Source organism: Halopiger djelfimassiliensis, assembly GCF_000455365.1.
Taxonomy (GTDB): domain Archaea; phylum Halobacteriota; class Halobacteria; order Halobacteriales; family Natrialbaceae; genus Halopiger_B; species Halopiger_B djelfimassiliensis.
Map to the genome: position 1 here is coordinate 87,871 of NZ_HG315686.1, position 23,048 is coordinate 110,918.

Genomic DNA, 23,048 nt, shown 5'->3' on the forward strand with positions numbered 1-23,048 from the left:
CTGCCCTCTACGCGGCCGCCCGTCAGGCCGGCACTCCCCGCAGCCTCGACGAGATTTCCGCCGTCAGCCGGGTCGAGAAGGACGAAATCGCGCGCACATATCGGTACGTGATCCGCGAACTCGGCCTCGAGGTCAAACCCGCCGACCCCGAGAGCTACGTCCCGCGGTTCGCAAGCGACCTCGACCTCTCCGACGAGACCGAGCGGCGGGCCCGCCAGTTGCTCAAGACCGCGAAGGAAAGCGGCATCCACAGCGGCAAGTCGCCGGTCGGCCTCGCCGCGGCGGCCGTCTACGCCGGCGCACTGTTGACAAACGAGAAGGTTACCCAGAACGACGTCAGCGAGGTCGCAAGCATCTCCGAAGTCACCATCCGGAACCGGTATCACGAACTGCTCGAGGCGGAGGGCGGGGCCCCCGCCTGATCGTCGGCCGAATCGGCCGGCGGCTCTCGGTTCCGTCTCTCGGGAAATCCCACGTTGACTCGAATTACGATGCTACTAACTGATAGCGATCGGTGATAATCACAGCATACTGAATACCGATCCGTGTCTCGGCGACGGTATGGAGTGCGATAACTGCCAGTCGGACGGGATCGCGTACACACTGACGACGTACGTCGACGGTGAATCCGGGGATCGGGTCAATCTGCACTTCTGTTCGGCGGACTGTCTGCGCGTTTGGACGTAACGGCTCCTCTCGCGGCGATGACTGCTCGATTGGGGGTCACCACTCATCGACCACGGTACGGGTATCATCGACCACAGTGGCCGGGTTTGGCGGCTCGCCGCCGTAAGCACGCTCGACGAGCCCGTTCCGGTTTGCCAACAGGACGAGATTGGAGTGAACGAAGTGGCGGTCGTGGTCTCCATCCGCTCGAGCGGTGTCGGTCCCGCTGTGTTCGTCGGTCGCCTCGTCGCCGGCGGCCGACCCGGGCGCTTCGCCGTCGGCCCGTTCGAACGCCACGCCGAACGTCTCCTCGACGAACGCCCGTGCCTCGCCGGGCGTCTCCGGCCGCAGGAAGTACCAGTTGCCGATGTCGAAGTCCACGCGCATGTCCTCGCCGTAGGACTCGAGGACGGCGGCGGTATCGTACTCGGGATCGAAGGTGACGGCGAGAAACCCGACCTCGTCCTCGTAGCCGCGTTCGGTTGCGTCGTCCTGCACGCGCCGGAGGACGGCGGTCAGCCCCGGACAAACGGTCGTGCAACTCGTGAAGACGAACGTGAGCAGTACGTGTCGCTCGCCGACGAATTCCGTGGTCGAAACCGAGCGGTCGTGCAGCGGCGCTGGTGCCGTCGCTTCGGGGAGTTCTTCCCCGTAGATGGGGTGTGGGACGGCGGCGGCATCGACGCGGCCGTGGTTCTCCGGCGGCGAGAGTACGGGTCCGTCACCCGCTTCCTCGTCGGCATCCGATCGCGAACAGCCAGCCAGGGCCGTGGTCGCCGTCGTACCCGCAACGTACAGGAACGCCCGCCTGTCGAGGGACGATGTAAAGACCATGCTCTCGAGCGAACCTCGGCGTCGACGGCGCTAAAACGTCGCTGGCATTCCAGAGCGGCGGGAATCGGCCGGACACGTTCAGGTTCCGCCTCGCCGGTCGAACTCGCGTCCGGTGGCGGGCGTCGGGACTTACGGTCCCGTCTCGAGGACGGGACGGGCCTCCTCGTTGAACGACGCGATCGCTTTCGCCGCTTGGGACGGGAGTTCGGACTGCGGTTCGGCCATCGCGGGTTCGTCGTCGGGACCCGGCCAGCCGACGACGACGCGACCGATGTTCCCGGCGACCTCGTGGGAGGTACAGACTTGCTGGGTATCGACGTAGTCGTAGACGCCCTCGCGGTCGAACGTGTGCTCGTACGACGACCCTGCCCCCGTCAGCCGGTCGCTCCCCCAGGGTTCGGTGCCGTTCGGGGTCCGGTGTGGTCCGTGACCGTCCTCGTGGTACGCGGTCACGTCGTGGCGGCCGGTCTCGACGAGCCACTCGACGGTGCCACCGGTGACGACGTGGACGATCTGCGGATCGAACTCCGGGTACGGTCGCGAGTTCGCCGCGACGGTGACCCGTTCGGCGGGCGTTCCGAGTTCCCCTGCGTTTTCGGGTTCGCCGTCGCCGCTCGAGCGGTCGGTCACGCCGCCGAGACAGCCCCCGAGGGAAACACCGAGTACACAGGTAGTCGACCGAAGAGCGGCACGGCGGGACGTTGGTATCATGATCGTACCTCGGTACCGTCTACGGTGAACGATCGGTCACTACTATCGACGATTCCATCGAAGACGGAATCAGCAGGAACGTGTTCGGGCTGCCGTTTTCGTTTCCGACGGGTTACCCATACGTTGAAATCGAACTGCATACAATCCTAGCGATTATGGAGTCGAACCGTCCCCCGGCGGAAACCGACGCATCGCTGCTTTCGACGGTCGACGCGGCGTCGACCGTCCGTACAGTTAATGGTATCCGGCTTCATGCCGTCGTCGCCGGCGACGAGGACGCGCCGCTCGTCGTTCTCCTTCACGGGTTTCCCGAGTTCTGGTACGCGTGGCGATACCAGATCGAACCGCTCGTCGAAGCCGGCTATCGCGTCCTCGTCCCCGACCAGCGCGGTTACAATCTCAGCGACAAGCCCGGGTCCGTCCGAGCCTATCGGCAGCGGTACTGCTCACGGGACATCGTCGACCTGATCGCGACCGAAGGCCGATCGTCCGCCCACGTCGTCGGCCACGACTGGGGCGGCGCCGTCGCCTGGGATCTCGCGCTTCGGTATCCGGACGCCGTCGATCGGCTCGCGATCAGCAACGCCCCACACCCGACGGCGTACGTCGAACAGCTCCGTTCGGATCCCGACCAACTGCGTCGGAGCGGGTACGCGTACTTCTTTCAGCTTCCGCGGCTCCCGGAGTGGTGTCTCCGGTTCGACGGGTTCCGGCTCCTCGAGTGGATGCTACGCGAGTCGTCCGCACCGGGGACGTTCACCGACGAAGAACTGCAACGGTATCGGGCGGCGTGGCGTCGGGACGGTTCGCTTTCGGCGATGCTCGACTGGTATCGGGCCAGCGCCCGGTACCCCCCATCGACGGCTCGTAACCGAGTCGATCCCCCGACGCTTCTCGTCTGGGGCAAAGCCGACGCCGCGCTGGTTCCCGAACTGGCGACCAGAAGCCGTGCTTTCTGCGAGCAGGGCCGCCTCGAAATGCTGTCCGAGACGACCCACTGGGTCCCCCACGAGCGACCGGAACGGACGACGGAACTGCTGCTCGAGCACCTGGCTGGCTGACACCGGGCCTCCGGATTCCGACCTGCCGATCAGTTTTCGGGTTTCCAGATGACGGTCACGACCTCGTCGTCGAGCTCGACGGTCTCGTGTTCGTATCCCCGGTCCTCGAGTTTCGGAAAGAGGAACTGCGGCACGCGGTCGTTGCGCTGGACCAGCACCGTCCCGTCGGGGAGTTCGACGAGGTGCTCGAGGGTCTCTTTCAGCGGTTCCGGCGGCCCGAGCGAGCGAACGTCGATCGTTACCTGTGGGCGGTCGGTCGGGGCATCGGTTCGGTCGACGACGGACGCTGGCGACTGCATAGCCGTTCGTTCGTGGCGCTTCAGCCTGTGTTTCGTCCCGCACGTGTTCGGCCTCGATGGCGGGTTCGACGGCGACCGCGAAACGGAGCGGTGAGTACGTCCGAGAGGCCGCGTCGTTGCTACGTGTCTCGCTTCGGGAAGTGGGCGACGAACTCCTCGGAACCGACCTTCTCGACCTCGTATCCGTCCGCGTCGAAACTCTCGACCTCCGCCTGAAACTCGTAGAACAGCGGCTTCGGTTCGTGATCGTTGACGATCGTCAGCGTCTCGCCGGGCTCGAGGTCCGCGAACGCCTCGTGGATCTTCGGGTGGCGGTTCACCGGTGGGATGTCCCTGACGTCGAGTCGCGTCATGCAGGTGGAGGTCGGGGAGGTGTCGCCATCGTCGTTTGCCCGAACACGTTCGTCCGGTCGAGCCCGGCGGGGATCACTCCCGCCGGATCAGGACGTGCCAGACGTCTCCCTCCCGCTGTTGACTTTCGTACGCGTATCCCCGTGCCTCGAGAACCTCGTAGAGCGGCTTCGGTTCGAACGGCGCGATTAGTCGGAGCCGTTCGCCGTCCTCGAGCGAACCGAGGGCGGAGATGATGTCGTCGAACGGCGGGCCGTCGATCTCTCGGACGTCGAGCGTTCGGTCGGCGGTATCGGTTGCCATCACCGTCCCGTTCGGACCGGCGACGGTTGGCTATTCAGCCGAACGAGTTCGGATACCGCCGCATTCCCACGCTGTAGGAATTGCGCCGAATATATTCGTAGCCATGGGTTTGTAGTCTCGTCTAGAACGAGTCCCCATGGCCCAGGCGACACTCACGATCACGATGCCCGAGCAGGTCTGGATCCAACAGATCTCGACGGACTACCCCGAAGCGACGTTCCGAGTGCTGGCTGCCGTCCCGGGAGCCGAGACCGGATTCGCGCTCGTCCGGATCGCCGGTACGGCGGTTCCCGAGGTGGTCGACGACATGAACGACCATCCCCAGATCACCGAGCTCACGCTCGCCCAGTGGAGCGAGAACGAGGCGACGGTCCACTTCGAGACGACGGCCCCGCTCTTGCTCTTTTCCTCCCAGGAATCGGGGATGCCGATCGAACTCCCCGTCGAGATCCGGGACGGCGAGGCGACGATCGACGTCACCGGCTCGCGCGAGCGCCTCGCCGAACTCGCCGAACAGCTCGAGCACTTCGGACTCCAGTACCGCATCGAAAACGTCCGCGAACGGCTCCACGAGAGCCAGCTCCTCTCGGAACGGCAACTCGAGATCGTCGTCGCCGCCGTCGAGGAGGGCTACTACGATACTCCCCGTCGCTGTTCGCTGACCGAACTGGCCGAATCCCTCGATATCGCCAAGTCGACCTGCAGCGAGACGCTCCATCGGGCCGAGGAGGCGATCGTCAAACGGTTCGTCGAGGACCTTCCCGGCCTCGACGGCGAGGAACCGCTCGAGGAACAACTCGCCGCCAACTGATCGGGAGTGTGAGCCGATTCAATCGGTATTTGGGCCGTCCGCCCGCTTGGCGAGGACGAGCAACGCCGTCGCGTCCGTGAGCGCCTTCGGGGCGATATCCTGTGCACCGTCGAACCGAACGACGTCGCCGGCGTCGAGTTCGTGGCTCTCGTCGCCGAGTGTCACCGCAAGCCGTCCCTCGAGTACGTGCAGGACGATCTCGCGATCGGGATGCTGGTGTGCCGCGACGCCGTCGCCTTCCGCGAGGGTCAACCGGATCGTCTTGGGCTCGCCCTCGAACAGTCGTGCGTGGGGAGTGCCGTCGAGGTCCTCGAGCGTTCGTTTCTCCGTTGGCGTGATCGGTGGGTCGTCGGCTGTCGTCATATCCGGAATTCCATTCCGGCGCGGCAAGTATATTCGGCCGAACAGGTCGATCGCTCGAGGATCCATCTATTGTGATATGATACCACCGACCTCGATGTGGTGACACTTATGCTCGGAAGAGTCACCGCTTCAATACGGTCCATCGCCGGCCGCTCCCCCTCGTTTATTACCGTGCTGGCGGTCGGAACGCAAATGAAACCGGTTGCGCGCTCGAACACTGTAACGAGGTTTGGTACCACAGAGCTACGGTGTCGGGCGGTATCCGCGGCCTCCCGTAATATATCTACGAACATGTTCGAGTCCATTCTCACGGCGTGGAAATCGGGTCGATACTTCATCCGGATCTAGTTGTGACTGCGGGGTAGAGGAACCACAAATGAACGTATTCAAGTGGGTGCTGTCGAGTATCCACTCCATGATAGGATGTCAAGAGGTGTTCGATCATGAGCGCTGACGACGAATCGTTCCACCCGCTCGGCGAGGAGTGGGAGGGCGAACTCGAGTCGATGCTCGACGATACCGAGTACGACAGCGATCTCGGGATGCGCATGGCCGAGGACGCCATGCGCGTCACCAAGGGCGAGCTGTCGGAAGCCGAATTCCACGAGAAGTATCACGACGACGTGATGGAGGAGTTCGGCGAGGACAACCGCCCGACCGAGGAGGCCTACGAGGAGGCCAAGAAGAACGCGGGCGGTTTCGCCGAGATGCTCAAGAGCTTCGACGGCGACGGCGACGAGAGTCGCCGCGAGATGATGAAGAAGATGGGGGCCGGCGCGGCCTTCGTCGGACTCGGGGCCTGGGGCACCGTCGGCGACGGTCCCCAGCAGAGCCTCGCCGCCGAGGAGGAGCACGGGCGTCACACGGAGACCACGGAGGAAAGCGACGTCCAGTGGGGCATGACGATCGACCTCGAGCGCTGTGACGGCTGTCTCTCCTGTATGCAGGCCTGTTCCGAGGAGAACCAGCTGGACCAGGGGGTCAACTGGATGTACGTCATGGCCTTCGAGGACGATCTCACGTCTTCCCCTGCGCCACAGCCAGACGTGGTCGGCGGACAGAGCGAATACAACATGCTCGTTCGCCCGTGCCAGCACTGTACGGACGCTCCCTGTGAGAAGGTCTGTCCGACGACGGCCCGCCACACCCGCGACAAGGACGGGCTGGTGCTGACCGACTACGACGTCTGCATCGGCTGCCGGTACTGTCAGGTTGCCTGTCCCTACGGGGTCAACTACTTCCAGTGGGACGAACCCGACGTTCCCTACGAGGACCTCGCGAAAAACCAGGAAGCCGACGACCCCGACGAGATCACCCACGCCGAGTACGAATACGGCGAGCGCTGGGTCGACAGCCGGGCTCCCCGCGGCGTGATGAGCAAGTGTACGATGTGTCCGTCCCATCAGGACGGCAAGCGCGGCGACGACATGCGCGGTACGACCGCGTGTGAGGAGGCCTGTCCGCCGGACGCGATCCAGTTCGGGAACGTCAAGGACCCCAAAAGCGACGCCAGCCAGCACCGCGAAAACCCGATCAAGAGTCGGGCCATCATCGACATCGCCCCCCTCATGCCCTCGCCCGACGAGATCGACGAGAGCCTCAGCGAAGACGCCGACCTCGAGTCGGCCCTCGAGGCGGTCGATTCCCTCGACGAGGAACTCGTCAGCGTCATGAAGGCGATCGAGATCTACAGCCGCGACGGCGAAACCGATCCGGGCGAGGAAGAGAATAACACGATCCTCCGCCAGCAGCAGGACATCCTCGAGGTCCTCGAGGCGTTCGAACAGTACGTCAACCTCGAAGACGAGGCGACCCTCGAGGAACTGCGACTCGGCTCGGGTGACCACGACGACGCCCAGTCGCGGCTCATGGAGTACGCCGGCAACCCGAGTTCGAAGTTCCGCTTGCTCGACGAGATCGGCACCAACCCGAACATCACGTACCTCGGTCAGGAACCCGGGCCGGAAGCCGAGCAGGTCGAAGGGCCAAAGATGTACGAGGAGGCAAAATATGATCAGGGTGACCAAGAGGTCAACCTCGTCGACAAGCGCCAGGAGATCCTCGACGAGGGCACGGTCGGCGGCCTCGACGGGGTGTCGCTATGAGCACGAAGACACCCTCCGAGGAGGACATCCTCCGGCCGATCAACACGCTGACCAAGAAGTACATCATCATGTACGCCGCGGCCGCCCTCGGCCTCGTCGCGTTCCTCGTGGCCTGGGCCTATCAGCTCGAGAAGGGGCTGATCGTCACCGGGCTCGGTGACTGGGGTACCGGTGGCGGCTCGACGTGGGGCCTGTACATCGGCGCGTTCATCTGGTGGGTCGGCGTCGCCCACGGCGGGATTATTCTCTCGGCCGCCGTCCGTCTGCTCGGAATGGACCGGTACATGCCCGTCGCACGGATCGCCGAGATGACGACGATCGGCGGGCTCTCGGCCGCTGGCTTCTACATTCTGGTCCACATGGGTCGTCCGGACCGGATGGTCACCAGCGTCATCGGCCACTACCACATCACGGTCAACAACTCGCCGCTGGTGTGGGACGTGACCGTCATTACGGCCTACTTCGTGCTGTCGGCGACCTACCTCGGCCTGACGCTTCGCTACGACATCTCCCGGCTGCGCGATCAGCTCCCGTCGTTCGCACCGAAGATCGGCGGGGTTCAGCTTCCGGACCTGTACGGGATCGTCTACAACGTGATGACGATCGGCTACACCGAGAAGGAAGACGAGGTCATCGAGCGGATGGTCTGGTGGCTCGCGGCTGCGGTCATCATCATGGCCCCGCTCTTGCTCCACGGCGGCGTTATTCCGTGGCTGTTCTCGCTGCTTCCGGCGATGCCCGCCTGGACCGGCGGAATTCAGGGCCCGATGTTCCTGAGCATCGCGCTGATGTCGGCGATCAGCGGCGTGATGATCATCTCCTACTCGTTCCGTCGCGCCTACGACTGGGACCACATCATCACCGACGACATCTTCCGCGGGCTGCTCCTGTGGCTCGGGTTCTTCATCCTGCTGTTCCTCTGGTTCCAGCTGCAGTTCGTCCTCAACGGCGTCTTCCTCGGCCCGCTTGACAAGGCACACGCGGCCGAGGAGAAGATCGCAAGCCCGCTCTACCAGATCGCGATCGGGATGATCTTCGCGACGCTCGTGTACATCTTCCTGCAGGCGATCCGCCCGGCGCTGTTCAGCAAGAAGCGAGCGCTCCTCGCCAGCGCTGCGGTGCTCGTCGGGACGCTGACCGAGAAGGTCCTGTTCGTCGTCGAAGGGTTCATGGACCCGCACTTCAACATCTACGCCGCGACGCCCGGGACGTACTTCCCGGGCGCGATCGAGTGGCTGTCGCTCGTCGGGACGGGCGGTCTGGTTGCCCTGCTGTTCCTCAACCTCTCGAAGCTCGTTCCGGTGGTCGAACTCCACGCGATCGAGCACCTGCGCGGTGACCACGACCACGATCACGAACACACTGACGCGACCGAACCCGAGGTGGAAGCATGAACGCAGCACTCGCAACCCTTGCGTCGAACCTGCTGTACCACGGCTACGACGGTACCGAAGGCTTTACCGGCTTCGCCAACGAGGGAACCTGGATCATCTTCGCCGTCATCCTGGTCCCGGTCTACATCATGCTCATCGCTTGGTTCACCGGGGAACCCCGCGACACGAAAAGCGGACTGCTCGGCGTCTCGTATCTCGTCGGGCTGACGACATCGATGTGGGTCGGCATGTTCTTCCTGACGCTGCTGATCGGCATCGTCTTCTACGGCGGGATGCCCGAACCGGTCGGCGCACCCGGCCCGTAACTGGACCGACGCCGTAGCGATCCCGGATTCGTTTTTTGCGCTCGTAACCCTCGACATGCCGTCTCGACGTTGAGACGGCTGGTACTCTCGGTGACCCTGACGACGACCATGATGACGCAGGGGAAACTGCAACCAGCCGTGGCGTGGACGGCCGACCATGTCGGTTCCTGACACGCTCGCGTCGGTCCTCTACCACGGCTACGAGGGGACCGAGGGGTTGACCGGGTTTCCCAACGACGGCACGTGGCTTATCTTCGGTATCGTCCTGTTGCCGGTCTACGTCATGGTCGTCGCGTGGTTCGTCGGTTCCCCTCGTAGCCCGAAAACGGGACTGCTCGGCGTCTCGTATCTCGTCGGGCTGACGACGACGATGTGGGTTTCGATGCTGGTCCTGACGGTAGTGATCGGCTTCGTCTTCTACGGCGAGATACCCGAACCGATCGGTACTCCCGGACCGTAGCTGCGAGCCGCTCGACTGCGTGTGACGCCCCGTTTGCCCGGTTCGAGTCCCGAACCATCACACGTATCCCGTTCGACCCCCTCCGTTCGACTAGCGTATCTCGACGCACCATGAGTATCACAGAACACGAACTCAAGATCAAACTCGAGGGTATCGAAGACCCCGATATCGGCGAGGACATCGTCTCGCTCGGGTTGGTCAACGACGTCACCATCGAGGACGAGACCGCACGTATTTCGCTTGCATTTAACACTCCCTACGCACCGTCGGAACTGGAGATCGGGAACCGGGTCCGAGAGGTCGTCTCGGAGGCCGGTCTCGAGGCCGATCTGCGCGCACACGTCGGTCAGGAACACGGCATCGAGAACGAAATCCTCCCGCGCGTTCGCAACGTCATCGCCGTCGCCTCCGGGAAGGGTGGCGTCGGGAAGACGACCGTCGCGGCGAACCTCGCGGCCGGACTCGAGAAACGCGGTGCGATGGTCGGCCTGCTGGACGCCGACATTCACGGGCCAAACGTCCCGAAGATCCTGCCGGTGGAAAACGAGCCTGGGGTAACGCCGAGCGAGGACATCGTGCCGCCCCGCTCCGACGGCGTCCGCGTGATCAGTATGGGCTTTATGATGGAGGAAGACGACGACCCGGCGATCCTTCGGGGGCCGATGGTCAACAAGTTCATGATCAAGTTCCTCGAGGGCGTCGAGTGGGGTCGACTCGACTATCTCATCGTCGACCTGCCGCCGGGGACCGGTGACGCGACGTTGAACCTGCTCCAGTCGATGCCGGTCACGGGATCGGTCGTCGTCACCACGCCACAGGAGATGGCGCTGGAGGACACCCGGAAGGGGATCCAGATGTTCAACAAACACGACACGCCGGTGCTCGGCGTCGTCGAGAACATGAGTTCGTTCGTCTGTCCGAGCTGTGGCGACCAGCACGGGCTGTTCGGCACCGAAGGGGCCGACTCCATCGTCGACAAGTACGATGTCCCGTTGCTCGGTCGGGTCCCGATCCACCCGGACTTCGGCGCGGACGGGAGCGAAGGCGCGCTCGTCAAAAACGACGAGAGCGAGGTACAGGAGCCCGTCGAGGAACTCGTCGGCGAAATCGCCGATCGCGTCGGCGAGATCAACCGGCGGACGGTTTCGGAACACGTGTCCGACGAACCGGACGACAGGCTCCCGACCGAGACCGAAGACTGATTTGTTGATCCGGGGTTCGCGTTCGTTTTGCTGGCGCTGTCGCGCCAACGGGAACACCGATGTATCGCCGCCGCGAACGGCAGACTATGACGCTCGACAGCTACGCCGACGCGCTCGAGTCCCTCGAGCCGGTCCCGGATGAAGTCGAAACCGCGGAACTGGTCGGTACCGACGACGTCCTCGTCAAGGCGTTTGCGCTCGGCCCGGGTGCGGAACTCGAGGCCCACGAACACGCCGACAGCACGAACGTGTTTCACGTCCTCGAGGGCACGGTGACCGTCCTGCGAGGCGGCGACCGCGAACGGATCGCCGCGCCCGGCGTCGTCCACCACGAGCCGGGGGTCGATCACGGCGCGAAAAACGAAACCGACGAGAGGGTGGTCTTCACGGCGAGTCTCTGTCCGCGTCCGTCCTGACGTCGACCGTTCGCCGCCGGTTGTGGCGTCCGCCGATCACGGCGACGCCGTCTCGTCCTCGAGCAACGACCGAACGTACTTCGTGACGTGATCGTCCATCCGTCGTTTGTAGCCGGCTTGCCGGGCGAGGCGGTCGAGTTCGCGTGCGACGAGGCTTCCGTACTGGACCGCCTTCTTGTCCCTGTCGGCGACTTCGTCGGGAAGGTAGTTCGCCGCGACTCGCCGGAAGCCACGCTTTCGCGTTTCGTCGTCGGCAAGCAACTCCTCCGGGAGCCGAAGCGCTGCTTCGATCACCGCGTCATGAAGCAGCGGGATCACCGGCTCGAGCCCCGCGGCTTCGATCGTCAAGACGTCGCGGGGAAGCTGTTCGGGGAGGCTGCAAATTCCTTCGCGGACGGCACCGCGGGTCGTCTCGGCGTCGACGCGGTGGTCGAGCCGAACGACCTTCTCGTAGCCGCCGAACAGTTCGTCAGCGCCCTGTCCGACCGCCAGCGCGTCGAATCCGTCGTCGCTGACGCGCTCGCCGACGAGATACAGGGGCAACGCGATCTGGACGTCCATCGCATTGGTCCGGCCGATCGCCCGTGCGACCTCGGGGACCGCTCGTTCGAGATCGGCAGGCTCGAGTTCGACGACCGTCAGCTCGCGGTCCATCGCCGCCGCGGCGGTCCGGGCGGCCTCGACGTCGTGGCTGTCCGGAAACCCGACGACGTACAGCGGCGCGTCGAGGAGTTCGGCGACGAGCGCCGAATCGACGCCGCCGGAAAACGCCACCGCGATGTCACGGTCGCCGGCGGCCGACTCCTCGATGGCGGTCCGGAGTCCGGTTTCGAGGCGCTCGAGGGCGCGGTCTCGGTCGGGGTCAGGGTCCGGGAGGTGCCAGCGCGGACCCGGCTCGCCGTTCGGTTCGGCGACGGCCCCAGCCGGGAACGGGACGGGGTCCTCGAGCGCGGACGGCTCGAACGCCCAGTCCTCCCTGTGGCCGGCGTCGGCCTCGACGAACAGCGGCACGCGACCGAGGACGTCCCGGACGAGGCGTCCGTCGACCGTGCCCGCAAACCCCGTCGTTCCGGGCAGTGGGTCGCCGCTCTCGAGCGCTCGGCGAACGGTTTCGGGAGTGGCTCCACGGAGGGTCATCGAAACAGCCCCATGACGCCGTTTCGAACGCGTCTCGAGACGCCGCCGGCGGCCTGCCGGAAGCTGATGTGCCACGGCGTGCGCTTTCCTTCGACGGACGTCCGGCCCTGACGGATGGCTTCGAGGATCGCCTCGACGGATCGTTCGTCGGTGTCGACCCGGGTTACGGCCTGTCCGACCATCTCGCTGATGTGGGCGTCGCTGCCCGCGGTCATCGGCAGCTCGCGGGCGGCGGCGAACCGTTCGGCCTGCCGGTTGGCGCGGCCGGTCAGCAGCCGGGAGTTGTAGACCTCGATCGCGTCACCCGCGGCGAGTTCTTTCTTCGAAATTCGGGCCATAACGCCGTGGCGAGACTCCTGAAAGGGATGAGGGATCACCGCGATCCCGCCCTGCTCGTGGATCGCATCGATCGTCGATCCGTATGAGAGTCCCGGGGGGATGGCCTCCTCGACGCCCAGTCCGAGGATGTGGCCGGCCTTGCTCGAGATCTCGATACCCGGAATCCCGACCAGCCCGTACTCGGGGGCTCGCTCGGCGGCCTCGAGGCTCGCGTCGATCTCGTCGTGATCGGTCACCGCGATCGCGTCGAGTCCGACCGCTTTCGCCTGTTCGAGGATGAGTTCGACGGGGTCGCGGCCGTCGTAAGACAGCGACGAGTGGACGTGGAGTTCGACCGACAGCACGACCGTATGTTTATGTTGCCTGATGAAAAACGGCTCGGTCCTCGCGTTCGAACCGGCTCGAACGGACTGCCACGCAATACCGCCAGCCGGCACGAAGGTAGTGGTGTGTATCCACGAACGTGGATATAGAAACCCATTTACTCCCCGAGTTTCACCACTTAGGTGAATGAGTCTTGCCGATTCGGACCGGGAACTCGTCGTTTCCGAGCTGGGGCGGGAACCGACGCCGGCGGAGGCGGCGCTGTTCGAGAACCTCTGGAGCGAACACTGCGCGTACCGCTCCTCGAGACCGCTGCTGTCGGCGTTCGAGAGCGAGGGCGAGCAGGTCGTCGTCGGCCCGGGCGACGACGCGGCGGTCGTCGCGCTGCCGGATAATACGGACGACGGGGAAGGCGAAAACACCTACATCACGATGGGCATCGAGAGCCACAACCACCCCTCCTACGTGGATCCGTTCGACGGTGCCGCGACCGGCGTCGGCGGCATCGTTCGGGATACGCTCTCGATGGGTGCGTACCCGATCGCGCTCGCGGATTCGTTGTACTTCGGCGAGTTCGACCGCGAGCACTCGAAGTATCTCTTCGAGGGCGTCGTCGAGGGGATCAGCCACTACGGGAACTGTATCGGGGTTCCCACGGTCGCCGGCAGCGTCGACTTCCATCCCGACTACGAGGGGAATCCGCTGGTCAACGTCGCCTGTGTCGGCCTGACGAACGAGAAGCGGCTGGTAACCGCCGAAGCCCAGCAACCGGGCAACAAACTCGTTCTGGTCGGGAACGCCACCGGCCGCGACGGGCTCGGCGGCGCGTCCTTTGCCAGCGAGGACCTTGCGGAGGACGCCGAGACCGAGGACCGGCCCGCGGTTCAGGTCGGCGACCCGTACGCGGAGAAGTTGCTCATCGAGGCCAACGAGCAACTCGTCGACGAGGGGCTGATCGAGTCCGCGCGCGACCTCGGTGCCGCCGGTCTCGGCGGGGCCTCGAGCGAACTGGTCGCCAAGGGCGGACTCGGTGCCGAGATCGAACTCGAGCGGGTCCACCAGCGCGAGCCGAACATGTCCGCTCTGGAGATCCTGCTCGCCGAATCCCAGGAGCGGATGTGTTACGAGGTCGCCCCCGAGAACGTCGACCGCGTTCGCGAGGTCGCCGAGCGGTTCGATCTCGGCTGCTCGGTCATCGGCGAGGTCACGGACGGCAACTACGCCGCTACCTTCGAGGGCGAGCGGGTCGTCGACGTCGACGCCGAGTTCCTCGGCGACGGCGCGCCGATGAACGACCTCCCGTCCACGGAGCCGGACCAGCCCGAGACCGAACTGCCCGCGGTCGATCTCGAGACGGCGTTCGACGCGGTCGTCTCGAGTCCGAACACGGCCTCGAAGCAGTGGGTCTATCGCCAGTACGATCACGAGGTCGGCGTCCGAACGAGCGTCGGCCCGGGCGACGACGCGGCGCTGATCGCGATCAGGGAGGCCGGAACGGGGCTGGCGCTCTCGTCGGGCGCGGCTCCGAACTGGACCGCCGCCGCTCCGTACGAGGGTGCGCGCGCGGTCGCCCTCGAGAACGCGACGAACATCGCGGCCAAGGGCGCAACGCCGCTTGCCGCCGTCGACTGTCTCAACGGCGGTAATCCCGAGAAACCGGCCGTCTACGGCGGATTCGAGGGGATCGTCGACGGGCTGGCGGAGATGTGCGATCGGCTCTCGACGCCGGTCGTCGGCGGCAACGTCTCGCTGTACAACGACTCCGTCGCCGGTCCGATCCCGCCGACGCCGACCATCGCGATGGTCGGCACGAAAGCGGGCTACGACGCGCCACCGCTGTCGGTCGCTCCCGACGGCACGGTGTTGCTCGTCGGGGACGTCGGCCTCGAGAGCGGCGAGTGCCGCCTGGGCGGCTCCGAGTATCTCGCCCGATTCGGCGGCAGCGACCGGTTCCCGGCGCTACCGCCGGAGCCGTCCGCGTTCGTCGAGGCGCTCGCTGGCGTTGCCGACGACGACACGACGCGTGCCGTCCACGACGTCAGCCACGGCGGCCTCGCGGTCGCTCTCGCGGAGATGGTCACCGAAACGGCCGGGCTCGAGGTTTCGATTCCGAGCGCGGACGTCGACCCCGCCGGCGCGCTGTTCCACGAACAGCCGGGGCGGGCGCTGGTCCAGACCACGTCTCCCGAGCGTGTTCGTGAGGCGTTCGACGGGCTCGCACCGGTCGTCGAACTCGGTTCGGGGACCCCTGACGGCACGCTCACGATCGCTGTCGGCGACCGAACGATCGAGGTCGACGCGTCCGGCATCCGTGACCGGCGCGCGACCCTCGAGCGCGAACTCGAGTAATGAGTTCCGCTCACCCGGTCGACGGCACGCGGTCGCGCCTCTGGACAGTGTGGACTCGGGTTCGGACCGAACCCGTTCGCGTCGATCGGTTCGCAGCTCCGGTATCTTGATATACCCCCAGTACTACCCCTACGACGAACCGTCAATTTCGGAGGATTACCGTTCGATGGCACCCGACACCCCGTCCGTCCTGATCGTCGAAGACGAGCCCGATCTGGCCGACCTGTATGCGGCCTGGCTTCAGGAGGACTGTACCGTCGAGACCGTCTACGACGGCAGCGAGGCGCTCGATTCGATCGACGAGAGTATCGACATCGTGCTTCTCGACCGTCGAATGCCGGGGCTGTCGGGTGATACCGTTCTCGATACGATCCGCGAGCGGGAACTCAACTGTCGCATCGCGATGGTGACCGCGGTCGAACCGGACTTCGACATCATCGGGATGGGGTTCGACGATTACCTCGTCAAACCGGTTTCGAAGGACGAACTCGTCCGGGTCGTCGACCAGCTACGGCTTCGCTCGACCTACGACGAGCAACTCCAGGAGTTCTTCGCGCTCGCGTCGAAGAAGGCGCTGTTGGACGCCCAGAAGACCGAGGCCGAACGAAAGACCAGCCGGGAGTACGCCGAACTCGAGGATCGCCTCGCCGTGTTGCGCGTGTCGGTCAACGAAACGATGGCGGAACTCCTCGAACAGGACGAGTACCGACAGCTCTGTCAGGATCTCACCCGGGAGTCGATCCTCGACGAGTGAGGTGACTGCGGGGTCGATCGCGGTCCGACGGATTACGATCGTCGCTCGAGGGTCGTCACGTCCCGGATCTCGATTCGAGTGCCACGGTCCGTTTCGTCGATCGAGAGTGTCCAGTCGTGGGCTTGCGCGATCGCCCGGACGAGCGCGAGTCCGAGGCCGTCGATGGCACCGTCGTCGTCGCCCGTCGGATCGAGGAGCCGTCCCTGTGCGTGTGCGCTCGGCGGAACCTCCTCGGCATCGTCGAGCAAAAAGATCGCGCGGGGTCGGTCGGACTCGTCGATCCCGATCACGCCGACCCGAACCGTAACGTCGCCGTTCGAGCGGGCGGCAACGTCGTCGAACGCCGTCTCAAGCAAGTGGATTAGTCGGTCGTAATCGGCTCTGAGCGTCGCCTCGTCCTCGAGCACGACGTCGGTTTCATCGAGCCGTGAGCCCTCGACGGCCTCGTCGATCGCTCGCTCGAGGTGGATGCGGCTTCGAGGACCGACGGCAGCGGCGTTGCGTGCGAACTCGCGCACGTCGTCGACGAGGCGCTCGGCCCGGTCGAGCGTGGCTTCGACCGAATCTTCCGCGAGGGGGAACTCCCAGGCATCGTCGGCCCCGTCGTCCTCGAGCGCGTCGGCGACGGCCTCGAGCTGGCGTTTCAGATCCGTCGAGAGCACTTCCGCGATCCCTTCCAGACGCTCGGTCTGGCGCTCGAGTTCGGTCGTCCGTTCACGGAGGATTCGTTCCCGATCGGCCCGATCGAGGGCGGCCCGGGTGTTCTCGACGAGCGTCGAGACGAGTTCGACGTCGGTTTCGTCGAACCGGTTCGGCTCCAGCGCCCCGGTCATGAGGACCCCGTGCGTGCCGATCGGTGCGATGATCTCCGAGCGAAGCGGCGTCTCCGGGTTGTAGAGGCCATCGACCGCCTCGAGGTCGTCGAACCGCTCGACGTCGCCGGACTCGAAGACGTCCCAGACCAGCCCTTCGCTGGGGTTGAACCGCGGGAGGCCGCCGAACTCGTCGTGAGCGCCGGCGGTTCCGGCGACGGGGTCGAGATACCCCTGCTCCTCCTCGAGCAGCCAGATGCCGCTGATCGGGAGATCGAGCAGGTCGCTGCCCGCGTGGACGGCGATCGCACAGATCTCCTCGGGATCGTTCGACTCGAGGAGCCACCGGGTGATCTCGTGGAGCGAGGCGGCGACGCGTTCGTACTCGTACTGATCGGTCACGTCGCGGACGACGCCCGCGACGGTCGCTCTGTTGTCCTCGATCGGGACGAACCGGAACTCCCCCATCCGGTCGTCCCCGTCGGCGTCGGTGAACGGAACCTCGAGTTGTCGTTGCTCGGCCGTGCCGATGTCGACGTCGGTGATCGCTCGCCCGATCTCGACGGCGTCCGCGTCGTCGATCGCGGCCAGTTCGGGAATGATTTCGACGTGCTCGCCGGTCAACTCGTCGCGGTCAGCACCGAGCAGTGTCTCCATGGCTTCGTTGACGGAGACGATCTCGCGGTTGCGATCCAGCGTCACCACGCCGTCGTGGACCGCCTCGACGACGGCGGCGTGCTGTGCGAGCGTTCGCTCCTGTTGCTTGCGCTCGGTGACGTCGCGCATGTACACCGACAGCCCGGTCTCGGAGGGGTAGGCTCGGGCCTCGAACCAGGTCTCGAGGTGGGTGTGATAGATGTCGAACGAGACGGGGACCTGCTCTTCCATCGCCTGGTGGAAGCCGTCGGGGAACTGGGTTTCGACGGTCTGGGGGAACTCGTCCCACATCACCCGGCCGATCAACTCCTCGCGGGAGCGTTTGAGCAACGTTTCGGCTCGATCGTTGAGGTAGGTAAACCGAAAGTCCGTATCGAGCGCGAAGAACGCGTCGGTGACCCGATCGACGACCGGAACCGGTTGCAACGTCAGGGCTCGTCACCCCCGTTCAGCCACGGCCGCGAACACGCGTTCCTGTGGCTCCACCCGTCCCTGCATCCCCCGTCATCGAGACGATCGGCTCTCACTGTCGTTGTAATCATCGACAGACAGTCAGGAAATACTTGGCGAAGCCGCTATTTCAGTGTCGTGGCCGACGAACGACGTTCGAGGTGGCGATCGAACCGCTCACAGCGGAACGGTCGTTCCGACGCCCGCCTCCCGAGCCCGGTCGAAGACGAACGTCGCGGTCGCGGCGTCGAGTACCGCCGTGCCGACGCTCTCGAGGACGACGAGTTCGTCGTCCGTGTCCCGCCCCCGTTCTCCCGCCAGAACGTCCCCGAAAGGACGTATTTCGCCGTCGTACGCCCGGAGATCACCGGTTTCGGCGGCTTCCGCTGGCACGTCGCCGAAGAGCTGGTCCGCGCGAGTCACCGTCTCGTCGTCCAGTTCGCGCATTTCGGGGGTGTACGCACCGATCGCGATCACGAGTGTCCCCGCCGAGAGCGCATCGCCGGAAACGACCGGCTCGGTGCTTGTCGTCGCGGTGACGACGACGGTCGCCGGCGATACGGCCGCCCGCGGACTCGAGACCGCGTTCGCGGGAACGCCCAGCTCCGACTCGAGAGCCGTGGCACAGTCGTGTCGCGAGTCGCTGGGGGAGTACACTCGCATCGACTCGAGGCGATCGGTCCCGACCGCGGCGGCGATGGCACGCGTTTGCCAGCGGGCCTGTGTCCCGGCTCCGATGACCGCGAGGTCGATCGGCCCGGCCGGGGCGAGTTCGCGGGCGGCGAGGCCGCCGATACAGCCGGTCCGGGCGTTGGTGATCCGGTTGCCGGCGAGATAGCCGACGGGCTGGCCGGTTTCGGCGTCGACGAGCGACAGTTGCGCGGTAACGGTCGGTAGCCCCCGTTCCGGGTTGTCCGTACAGACGGTCACGAGTTTCGTCGCGGCGTAGGGCGATCCGTGTACGTAGGCCGGCATACACAGCCCGGTTCCGGTCGGTTCCTCGGGGGCGGTCGGATCGACCCCGATCCCGATCGGGTAATGGGGTCGTTCCGGCCGCTCGACGTCGCCCGCCCGCTGGCTCTCGAACGCGTCGGCGACGACCGGGAGCAGTTCCTCGAGGTCGAGCACCGACGCGATATCGTCGTCGGAGAGTACGCGGATCGATGGCATACGCGTACATCGACGGTGATCCACTTCAGTCGTCCTCCCGGGGCCGTGACGAGCGGCCGGGCTGAGCGTAACGCTCGCCAGCGAGCCACGCTCCGGCGGCCGAACCGAGGGAAGCGGGTTTGTCGCTGGGCGTCATACGAAAGGCATGGACATCGTCATCGTCGGCGGTGGGATCATCGGGACCGCGATCGCCGCACGGCTCGGCGGGACCGACCACGACGTGACGCTCGTCGAGCGCTCCCGGATCGGCGAGGAAACCACGGCGGCCTCCGCGGGGATCCTGATGGAGACCGCGGTCGACCCGACGCCGTTCGACCTCCGGTTTCGCGAGCGCGCCCGCGAGAGCTACGCCGAACTGTTCGATCGGAGCTCGATCGAGACGACACGGGTCGGAACGCTGTACGTCGCCGAAACGCCGGCCTTCGCGGACCGACTCGAGGACTCCACCGAGCCCCTTCGGGCCAACGGCGTCGAGGCGTCGTTCCTGCCCGCGGCCGAGTTCGAGCGGTTCGGCGTCGACCCCGAGGGGTTCGTCGGCGGGCTCTACACGCCGGGCGACGAACTCTGTGAGCCGACTGCGGTGGCGCAGTGGTTCGCCGAGTGTGCTCGTGCCAACGGCGCGACCGTTCGAACCGGCGTGACCGTGACCGATATCCGCACGGACGGTCGGGACGGGATCGCCGTCTCGGGCGTCGAAACCGATGCAGGGCGACTCGAGGCGGACTGCGTGATCAACGCGGCCGGGCCGTGGGCGACGGAACTGAACGAGATGGTCGGCGTCTCGCTCCCGCTGTGTCACACGCTGGGACCGATGGCGGCCCTCGAGGCCGACGACCCCATCGAGGGCCCCGTGACCATCCTCGAGTCACACCGATACGTGCGACCGACCGACGGACCCGGCGTCTGGGTCGGCGAGTATCTGACGGAGTACGTCGATGGACAGCGGTACGATCCGAGTGCCGAGACCGTTTCGGACGAGTTTCTCGAGACGGCTTCCGACGTCGCGGAGATCGTTCCCGCGCTCGAGGGGGCGACGGTCGAAGACGACTGGCTCGGGCTCCGAACCGTCACGCCGGATGGTCGGCCGCTCGTCGGCGAGACGACCGTCGACGGGTTCGTCGTCGCCTGCGGCCTGACCGGGCGGGGGATCACCCTCGCGCCGGCCGTCGCGGACGCCGTCGCCGAAACGCTCGCGGGCACGGTCGACGACGAGACCCGCTCTCGGCTCTCACCGGAGCGTTTCTGACGCGTCCTCGCGGAGCGAACGCTTATCTCGGACCGTGTGAATAAGTAACGTATGAACGCAGTCGTCGTTGGCGGTGGTATCGTCGGTCTCTCGAGCGCGTACGAACTGGCCGTCCGCGGCGTCGACGTGGTCGTCTGCGAGAAGGGGTCGATCGGGAGCGGCAGCACGGAGCGGTCGGCAGGTGGTATCCGCACGCAGTTCTCGACGCCGGTCAACGTGGACCTGTCGCTCGAGAGCATCCGCGTCTGGGAGTCGTTCGACGAGCGCTTCGGGACGCCGATCGACTACCGGACCAACGGGTACCTGTTTCTCGCTCGCACGGCCGAAACCGCCGCGACGTTCGAGTCGACGGTCGAGATGCAAAACGAACGCGGGGTGCCGAGCGAGATCCTCGACCCAGAGCAGGCTGCGAACCGCTGTGGCGGCATCGATCCAGCGGAGTTCGTCGCCGCCACGTACTCTCCGATGGACGGCTTCGCCGACCCCCACCTCGCGTTGCAGGCGTACGCGCGGGCGGCGGCCGAGGAAGGTGTGGACGTCCGGACGAAGACGCCGGTCGTCGACGTCCGTCGGAACGGGGACCGCGTCACGGGCGTCGAAACGCCGGGCGGCCGACTCGAGGCGGAGGTCGTCATCAACGCTGCCGGCCCGTGGGCACGCGAGATCGCCGCGATGGCGGGTATCGACCTGCCGATCGCACCTAAACGGCGACAGATCGCCGTCGTCGAGCCCGAAACACCGGTTCCGTCGACCGACCCGCTGACGGTCGATCTCGACAGCGGCTCGTACTTCCGTCCCGAACGTGACGGCGACGCGCTCGTCGGCGGCCACTTCGCCGACGCGGACCCCGATCGCGACCCCGACGCCTTCGCTACGTCGATGGACTTCGAGTGGGCCGTCGACGCCCTCGAGGCCGTGGCCGACTGGACGTCCTATTTCGGGCCGGAGTCGGCGATCAAGCGCGGCTGGGCGGGGCTGTACGCCGTGACGCCCGACGACAACGCGATCCTCGAGGAAACGGTGCCGGGACTGGTCACCGCGGCCGGCTTCTCCGGCCACGGGTTCCAGCACGCGCCCGCGACGGGGCGGATCGTCGCCGAACTCGTGACCGAGGGCGAGGCGACGCTGGTCGATGTCGCGGCGCTCTCGAGCGATCGGTTCGGGACCGGCGACGAACGAACGGAAACGAACGTCGTGTGAGCGAGCCCGGATCGACTCAGAAGAACTCCCCGAGGTAGACCGACGTTGCCGGAAAGAGCGCCTCGAGCGTCGCCACCGCGTCCGTATCGAGCGCTTCGAGCCGCCCGGTCCGCTCGAGCGCGCTTGCCGACTGCGAGCCCACGACGAGTCGGGACAGCGCGGCAATGTCGATGCGAACGTCGACGTCTGCAGTAACGGACGCCGCAGCCGGATCGTCGTGCAGGCGCTCGCACGTGCCGTTCCCGTCCGCGACCTCGAGCGCGAACGTGCCGTCGTTCCAGTCGGCGACGGGATCCTCGACGGCGATCGTGACGCTCGCATCGCTGCCGGGATACGAGAGCGCGGACAGCGTGTCCGCGACGTCGACGAGTCGGACCATCGGTCCGGTCTCGAGCGTCGTCTCGATCTCGTCGGGGTCCCGGGCGCTCTCGAGCAACGGACCGTCCGGCGGCGCTCGAAACCGCACCCGCTGTACCTGCGAATCGTGAGTGTGACAGAACGACAGCAGCGCCAAGAAGGCCTCGTGATCGACGAACGCGAGTTCGCTGACGGCCATCGTCCGCGGGAGTTCCTCGCCGGCCATCGTCCGACTGGCGTCGTCGTCGATCGTGTAGACGAGATACCCCCGAACGCGGCCGTCGCGTTCGTAGGCCGCGACGAACGGATCGACGCCGTGACCGCCGAAGACCCGATGCCGCCACCACTCCTCGTCGCGCTCGAGCGCGAGGGCGTGCCGATCGGCGTGGGCCGTATACACCGGCTTGAGTGCGGCGTAGTCGTCCGGTTCGAGTCGGCGAAACGAGCCCGATTCCCGGTCGAACGCGTCCGTGGCAAACGCCAACACCGACGGATCGCACTCGTGGGTCGCGATCCGGTTGCTCGTTTCCCAGCCGTACTGTCGGTAGAACCGGTACTTGAACGGCCAGAGCACGGAGAACCGACAGCCGCGGTCGCGATACTCCTCGAGCGAGTGTGCGAGCAACTGCCCGACGTATCCGCTCCGACGGTACTCCGGCGGTGTCGCGACCGACGCAAGCCCCGCCGTGGGATGGCGGTCGCCGCGGACGCCGGCCTCGAGCCAGTAGTGCCGACAGACACACCGGGGATCGTCGTCGGCATCGTCTTCGGCCGCGTACAGGCCTCGTCTGGCCCCGCGAAGCGCCCGCGGCGTGTCGTGTTCTCCCGGGTCGTACGCCGGTCGGCCCTCGTCCGGCCGAAACGCGTAGCTGCGGTACTCGTGGAAGACCTCGCGCTGGTCCGGAATGGGACGGTAGTCGACCATACGAACCAACGTGACGGCGATCGGGAAGAACGTTCCTGTGGCGGGTG

At 66.0% G+C, this 23,048-nt stretch carries 25 protein-coding genes; 14 read left to right on the forward strand and 11 right to left on the reverse strand.

Going from position 1 to position 23,048, the window contains the following annotated elements; all coding sequences use genetic code 11:
* Together TX80_RS11585 and TX80_RS19985 are read left to right on the forward strand one after the other, a co-directional pair.
* Positions 1 to 422: transcription initiation factor IIB (locus TX80_RS11585; RefSeq protein ID WP_195893068.1), on the forward strand; the 422-nt coding region annotated here is incomplete at its 5' end.
* A gap of 139 nt (positions 423 to 561) precedes the next feature.
* On the forward strand, positions 562 to 687 hold the full coding sequence (locus TX80_RS19985) for a hypothetical protein (RefSeq protein WP_268258144.1): 126 nt from the start codon (positions 562 to 564) through the stop codon (positions 685 to 687).
* Positions 688 to 723: 36 nt separating this feature from the next.
* Here TX80_RS19985 and TX80_RS11590 read toward each other — a convergent pair whose 3' ends face one another.
* Positions 724 to 1,500 carry an SCO family protein gene (locus tag TX80_RS11590; protein WP_049923300.1) on the reverse strand — a complete coding sequence of 259 codons (777 nt, stop codon included), beginning with the start codon at positions 1,498 to 1,500 and terminating at the stop codon, positions 724 to 726.
* 129 nt (positions 1,501 to 1,629) lie between these two features.
* On the reverse strand, positions 1,630 to 2,211 hold the full coding sequence (locus TX80_RS11595; protein WP_049923301.1) for a cupredoxin domain-containing protein: 582 nt from the start codon (positions 2,209 to 2,211) through the stop codon (positions 1,630 to 1,632).
* Between the two features lie 155 nt (positions 2,212 to 2,366).
* On the opposite strand from TX80_RS11595, the gene TX80_RS11600 reads away from it, so the two are divergent.
* Positions 2,367 to 3,272, forward strand: coding sequence for an alpha/beta fold hydrolase (locus tag TX80_RS11600; RefSeq protein WP_049923302.1), 906 nt, complete (start codon positions 2,367 to 2,369; stop codon positions 3,270 to 3,272).
* A 29-nt stretch (positions 3,273 to 3,301) separates the two neighbouring features.
* Here the strand turns inward: TX80_RS11600 and TX80_RS11605 are convergent, their stop codons facing one another.
* From TX80_RS11605 to TX80_RS11615, 3 genes are all read right to left on the reverse strand, one after another.
* Positions 3,302 to 3,571 (reverse strand): DUF2249 domain-containing protein, encoded by a 270-nt coding sequence (locus TX80_RS11605; protein ID WP_049923303.1) that lies wholly within the window; start codon positions 3,569 to 3,571, stop codon positions 3,302 to 3,304.
* Between the two features lie 119 nt (positions 3,572 to 3,690).
* Positions 3,691 to 3,924 (reverse strand): DUF2249 domain-containing protein, encoded by a 234-nt coding sequence (locus TX80_RS11610; RefSeq protein ID WP_049923304.1) that lies wholly within the window; start codon positions 3,922 to 3,924, stop codon positions 3,691 to 3,693.
* A 73-nt stretch (positions 3,925 to 3,997) separates the two neighbouring features.
* Entirely contained in the window at positions 3,998 to 4,225 is a 228-nt protein-coding gene (locus TX80_RS11615) for a DUF2249 domain-containing protein (protein ID WP_049923305.1), read from the reverse strand.
* 136 nt (positions 4,226 to 4,361) lie between these two features.
* On the opposite strand from TX80_RS11615, the gene TX80_RS11620 reads away from it, so the two are divergent.
* On the forward strand, positions 4,362 to 5,036 hold the full coding sequence (locus TX80_RS11620) for a helix-turn-helix domain-containing protein (protein WP_049923306.1): 675 nt from the start codon (positions 4,362 to 4,364) through the stop codon (positions 5,034 to 5,036).
* 18 nt (positions 5,037 to 5,054) lie between these two features.
* On the opposite strand, the gene TX80_RS11625 is transcribed toward TX80_RS11620, so the two are convergent.
* Complete coding sequence (locus TX80_RS11625; RefSeq protein WP_049923307.1) at positions 5,055 to 5,399, reverse strand: cupin domain-containing protein; 345 nt, start codon at positions 5,397 to 5,399, stop codon at positions 5,055 to 5,057.
* Between the two features lie 443 nt (positions 5,400 to 5,842).
* Here TX80_RS11625 and TX80_RS11630 point away from each other — a divergent pair, with 443 nt between their 5' ends.
* The 6 genes from TX80_RS11630 (at position 5,843) to TX80_RS11655 (ending at position 11,281) form a co-directional block, all read left to right on the forward strand.
* Positions 5,843 to 7,504, forward strand: coding sequence for a 4Fe-4S ferredoxin N-terminal domain-containing protein (locus TX80_RS11630; RefSeq protein ID WP_049923308.1), 1,662 nt, complete (start codon positions 5,843 to 5,845; stop codon positions 7,502 to 7,504).
* Positions 7,501 to 8,898: an NrfD/PsrC family molybdoenzyme membrane anchor subunit gene (gene nrfD, locus TX80_RS11635; RefSeq protein WP_049923309.1), complete on the forward strand. Its 1,398-nt coding sequence runs from the start codon at positions 7,501 to 7,503 to the stop codon at positions 8,896 to 8,898. The genes TX80_RS11630 and nrfD overlap by 4 nt, the downstream gene beginning before the upstream one ends.
* A complete protein-coding gene (locus TX80_RS11640) occupies positions 8,895 to 9,203 on the forward strand; it encodes a hypothetical protein (RefSeq protein ID WP_049923310.1) in 309 nt (102 codons plus the stop codon). Before nrfD ends, TX80_RS11640 begins: the two co-directional genes overlap by 4 nt.
* Positions 9,204 to 9,360: 157 nt before the next feature.
* A complete protein-coding gene (locus tag TX80_RS11645; RefSeq protein ID WP_049923311.1) occupies positions 9,361 to 9,663 on the forward strand; it encodes a hypothetical protein in 303 nt (100 codons plus the stop codon).
* A 110-nt stretch (positions 9,664 to 9,773) separates the two neighbouring features.
* On the forward strand, positions 9,774 to 10,865 hold the full coding sequence (locus tag TX80_RS11650; protein ID WP_049923312.1) for an Mrp/NBP35 family ATP-binding protein: 1,092 nt from the start codon (positions 9,774 to 9,776) through the stop codon (positions 10,863 to 10,865).
* An 86-nt stretch (positions 10,866 to 10,951) separates the two neighbouring features.
* On the forward strand, positions 10,952 to 11,281 hold the full coding sequence (locus TX80_RS11655; RefSeq protein ID WP_049924060.1) for a cupin domain-containing protein: 330 nt from the start codon (positions 10,952 to 10,954) through the stop codon (positions 11,279 to 11,281).
* A gap of 36 nt (positions 11,282 to 11,317) precedes the next feature.
* Here the strand turns inward: TX80_RS11655 and TX80_RS11660 are convergent, their stop codons facing one another.
* Positions 11,318 to 12,418: an asparagine synthase C-terminal domain-containing protein gene (locus TX80_RS11660; protein ID WP_049923313.1), complete on the reverse strand. Its 1,101-nt coding sequence runs from the start codon at positions 12,416 to 12,418 to the stop codon at positions 11,318 to 11,320.
* Positions 12,415 to 13,101: a PHP domain-containing protein gene (locus tag TX80_RS11665; RefSeq protein ID WP_049923314.1), complete on the reverse strand. Its 687-nt coding sequence runs from the start codon at positions 13,099 to 13,101 to the stop codon at positions 12,415 to 12,417. The genes TX80_RS11660 and TX80_RS11665 overlap by 4 nt, the downstream gene beginning before the upstream one ends.
* Positions 13,102 to 13,267: 166 nt before the next feature.
* Between TX80_RS11665 and purL the strand changes: the two genes are divergently transcribed.
* Together purL and TX80_RS11675 are read left to right on the forward strand one after the other, a co-directional pair.
* Entirely contained in the window at positions 13,268 to 15,430 is a 2,163-nt protein-coding gene (gene purL / locus TX80_RS11670; protein WP_049923315.1) for a phosphoribosylformylglycinamidine synthase subunit PurL, read from the forward strand.
* 166 nt (positions 15,431 to 15,596) lie between these two features.
* On the forward strand, positions 15,597 to 16,184 hold the full coding sequence (locus TX80_RS11675) for a response regulator transcription factor (protein WP_049923316.1): 588 nt from the start codon (positions 15,597 to 15,599) through the stop codon (positions 16,182 to 16,184).
* Between the two features lie 32 nt (positions 16,185 to 16,216).
* On the opposite strand, the gene TX80_RS11680 is transcribed toward TX80_RS11675, so the two are convergent.
* Complete coding sequence (locus TX80_RS11680) at positions 16,217 to 18,079, reverse strand: PAS domain-containing sensor histidine kinase (RefSeq protein WP_049923317.1); 1,863 nt, start codon at positions 18,077 to 18,079, stop codon at positions 16,217 to 16,219.
* Positions 18,080 to 18,280: 201 nt separating this feature from the next.
* Positions 18,281 to 19,273 (reverse strand): ornithine cyclodeaminase family protein, encoded by a 993-nt coding sequence (locus TX80_RS11685; RefSeq protein WP_049923318.1) that lies wholly within the window; start codon positions 19,271 to 19,273, stop codon positions 18,281 to 18,283.
* Between the two features lie 145 nt (positions 19,274 to 19,418).
* On the opposite strand from TX80_RS11685, the gene TX80_RS11690 reads away from it, so the two are divergent.
* Together TX80_RS11690 and TX80_RS11695 are read left to right on the forward strand one after the other, a co-directional pair.
* Positions 19,419 to 20,519, forward strand: a complete 1,101-nt coding sequence (locus tag TX80_RS11690) for an NAD(P)/FAD-dependent oxidoreductase (protein ID WP_049923319.1) — start codon at positions 19,419 to 19,421, stop codon at positions 20,517 to 20,519.
* 51 nt (positions 20,520 to 20,570) lie between these two features.
* The gene (locus TX80_RS11695; RefSeq protein ID WP_049923320.1) at positions 20,571 to 21,719 is read left to right on the forward strand and encodes an NAD(P)/FAD-dependent oxidoreductase; all 1,149 of its coding nucleotides are present in this window, start codon (positions 20,571 to 20,573) and stop codon (positions 21,717 to 21,719) included.
* 16 nt (positions 21,720 to 21,735) lie between these two features.
* Here the strand turns inward: TX80_RS11695 and TX80_RS11700 are convergent, their stop codons facing one another.
* Entirely contained in the window at positions 21,736 to 23,001 is a 1,266-nt protein-coding gene (locus TX80_RS11700) for a GNAT family N-acetyltransferase (protein ID WP_049923321.1), read from the reverse strand.
* Positions 23,002 to 23,048 lie beyond the last annotated feature (47 nt).

Bases quoted from the DNA above. Each gene is read 5' to 3' on its own strand.
- TX80_RS11605 (WP_049923303.1), bottom strand. From the start codon at position 3,571: ATGCAGTCGCCAGCGTCCGTCGTCGACCGAACCGATGCCCCGACCGAC.
- TX80_RS11695 (WP_049923320.1), top strand. From the start codon at position 20,571: ATGAACGCAGTCGTCGTTGGCGGTGGTATCGTCGGTCTCTCGAGCGCG.
- nrfD (WP_049923309.1), top strand. From the start codon at position 7,501: ATGAGCACGAAGACACCCTCCGAGGAGGACATCCTCCGGCCGATCAAC.
- TX80_RS11600 (WP_049923302.1), top strand. From the start codon at position 2,367: ATGGAGTCGAACCGTCCCCCGGCGGAAACCGACGCATCGCTGCTTTCG.
- TX80_RS11690 (WP_049923319.1), top strand. From the start codon at position 19,419: ATGGACATCGTCATCGTCGGCGGTGGGATCATCGGGACCGCGATCGCC.
- TX80_RS11615 (WP_049923305.1), bottom strand. From the start codon at position 4,225: ATGGCAACCGATACCGCCGACCGAACGCTCGACGTCCGAGAGATCGAC.
- TX80_RS11650 (WP_049923312.1), top strand. From the start codon at position 9,774: ATGAGTATCACAGAACACGAACTCAAGATCAAACTCGAGGGTATCGAA.
- TX80_RS11610 (WP_049923304.1), bottom strand. From the start codon at position 3,924: ATGACGCGACTCGACGTCAGGGACATCCCACCGGTGAACCGCCACCCG.
- TX80_RS11655 (WP_049924060.1), top strand. From the start codon at position 10,952: ATGACGCTCGACAGCTACGCCGACGCGCTCGAGTCCCTCGAGCCGGTC.
- TX80_RS11630 (WP_049923308.1), top strand. From the start codon at position 5,843: ATGAGCGCTGACGACGAATCGTTCCACCCGCTCGGCGAGGAGTGGGAG.
- TX80_RS11595 (WP_049923301.1), bottom strand. From the start codon at position 2,211: ATGATACCAACGTCCCGCCGTGCCGCTCTTCGGTCGACTACCTGTGTA.
- TX80_RS11625 (WP_049923307.1), bottom strand. From the start codon at position 5,399: ATGACGACAGCCGACGACCCACCGATCACGCCAACGGAGAAACGAACG.
- TX80_RS19985 (WP_268258144.1), top strand. From the start codon at position 562: ATGGAGTGCGATAACTGCCAGTCGGACGGGATCGCGTACACACTGACG.
- TX80_RS11590 (WP_049923300.1), bottom strand. From the start codon at position 1,500: ATGGTCTTTACATCGTCCCTCGACAGGCGGGCGTTCCTGTACGTTGCG.
- TX80_RS11700 (WP_049923321.1), bottom strand. From the start codon at position 23,001: ATGGTCGACTACCGTCCCATTCCGGACCAGCGCGAGGTCTTCCACGAG.
- purL (WP_049923315.1), top strand. From the start codon at position 13,268: ATGAGTCTTGCCGATTCGGACCGGGAACTCGTCGTTTCCGAGCTGGGG.
- TX80_RS11645 (WP_049923311.1), top strand. From the start codon at position 9,361: ATGTCGGTTCCTGACACGCTCGCGTCGGTCCTCTACCACGGCTACGAG.
- TX80_RS11685 (WP_049923318.1), bottom strand. From the start codon at position 19,273: ATGCCATCGATCCGCGTACTCTCCGACGACGATATCGCGTCGGTGCTC.
- TX80_RS11640 (WP_049923310.1), top strand. From the start codon at position 8,895: ATGAACGCAGCACTCGCAACCCTTGCGTCGAACCTGCTGTACCACGGC.
- TX80_RS11660 (WP_049923313.1), bottom strand. From the start codon at position 12,418: ATGACCCTCCGTGGAGCCACTCCCGAAACCGTTCGCCGAGCGCTCGAG.
- TX80_RS11675 (WP_049923316.1), top strand. From the start codon at position 15,597: ATGGCACCCGACACCCCGTCCGTCCTGATCGTCGAAGACGAGCCCGAT.
- TX80_RS11620 (WP_049923306.1), top strand. From the start codon at position 4,362: ATGGCCCAGGCGACACTCACGATCACGATGCCCGAGCAGGTCTGGATC.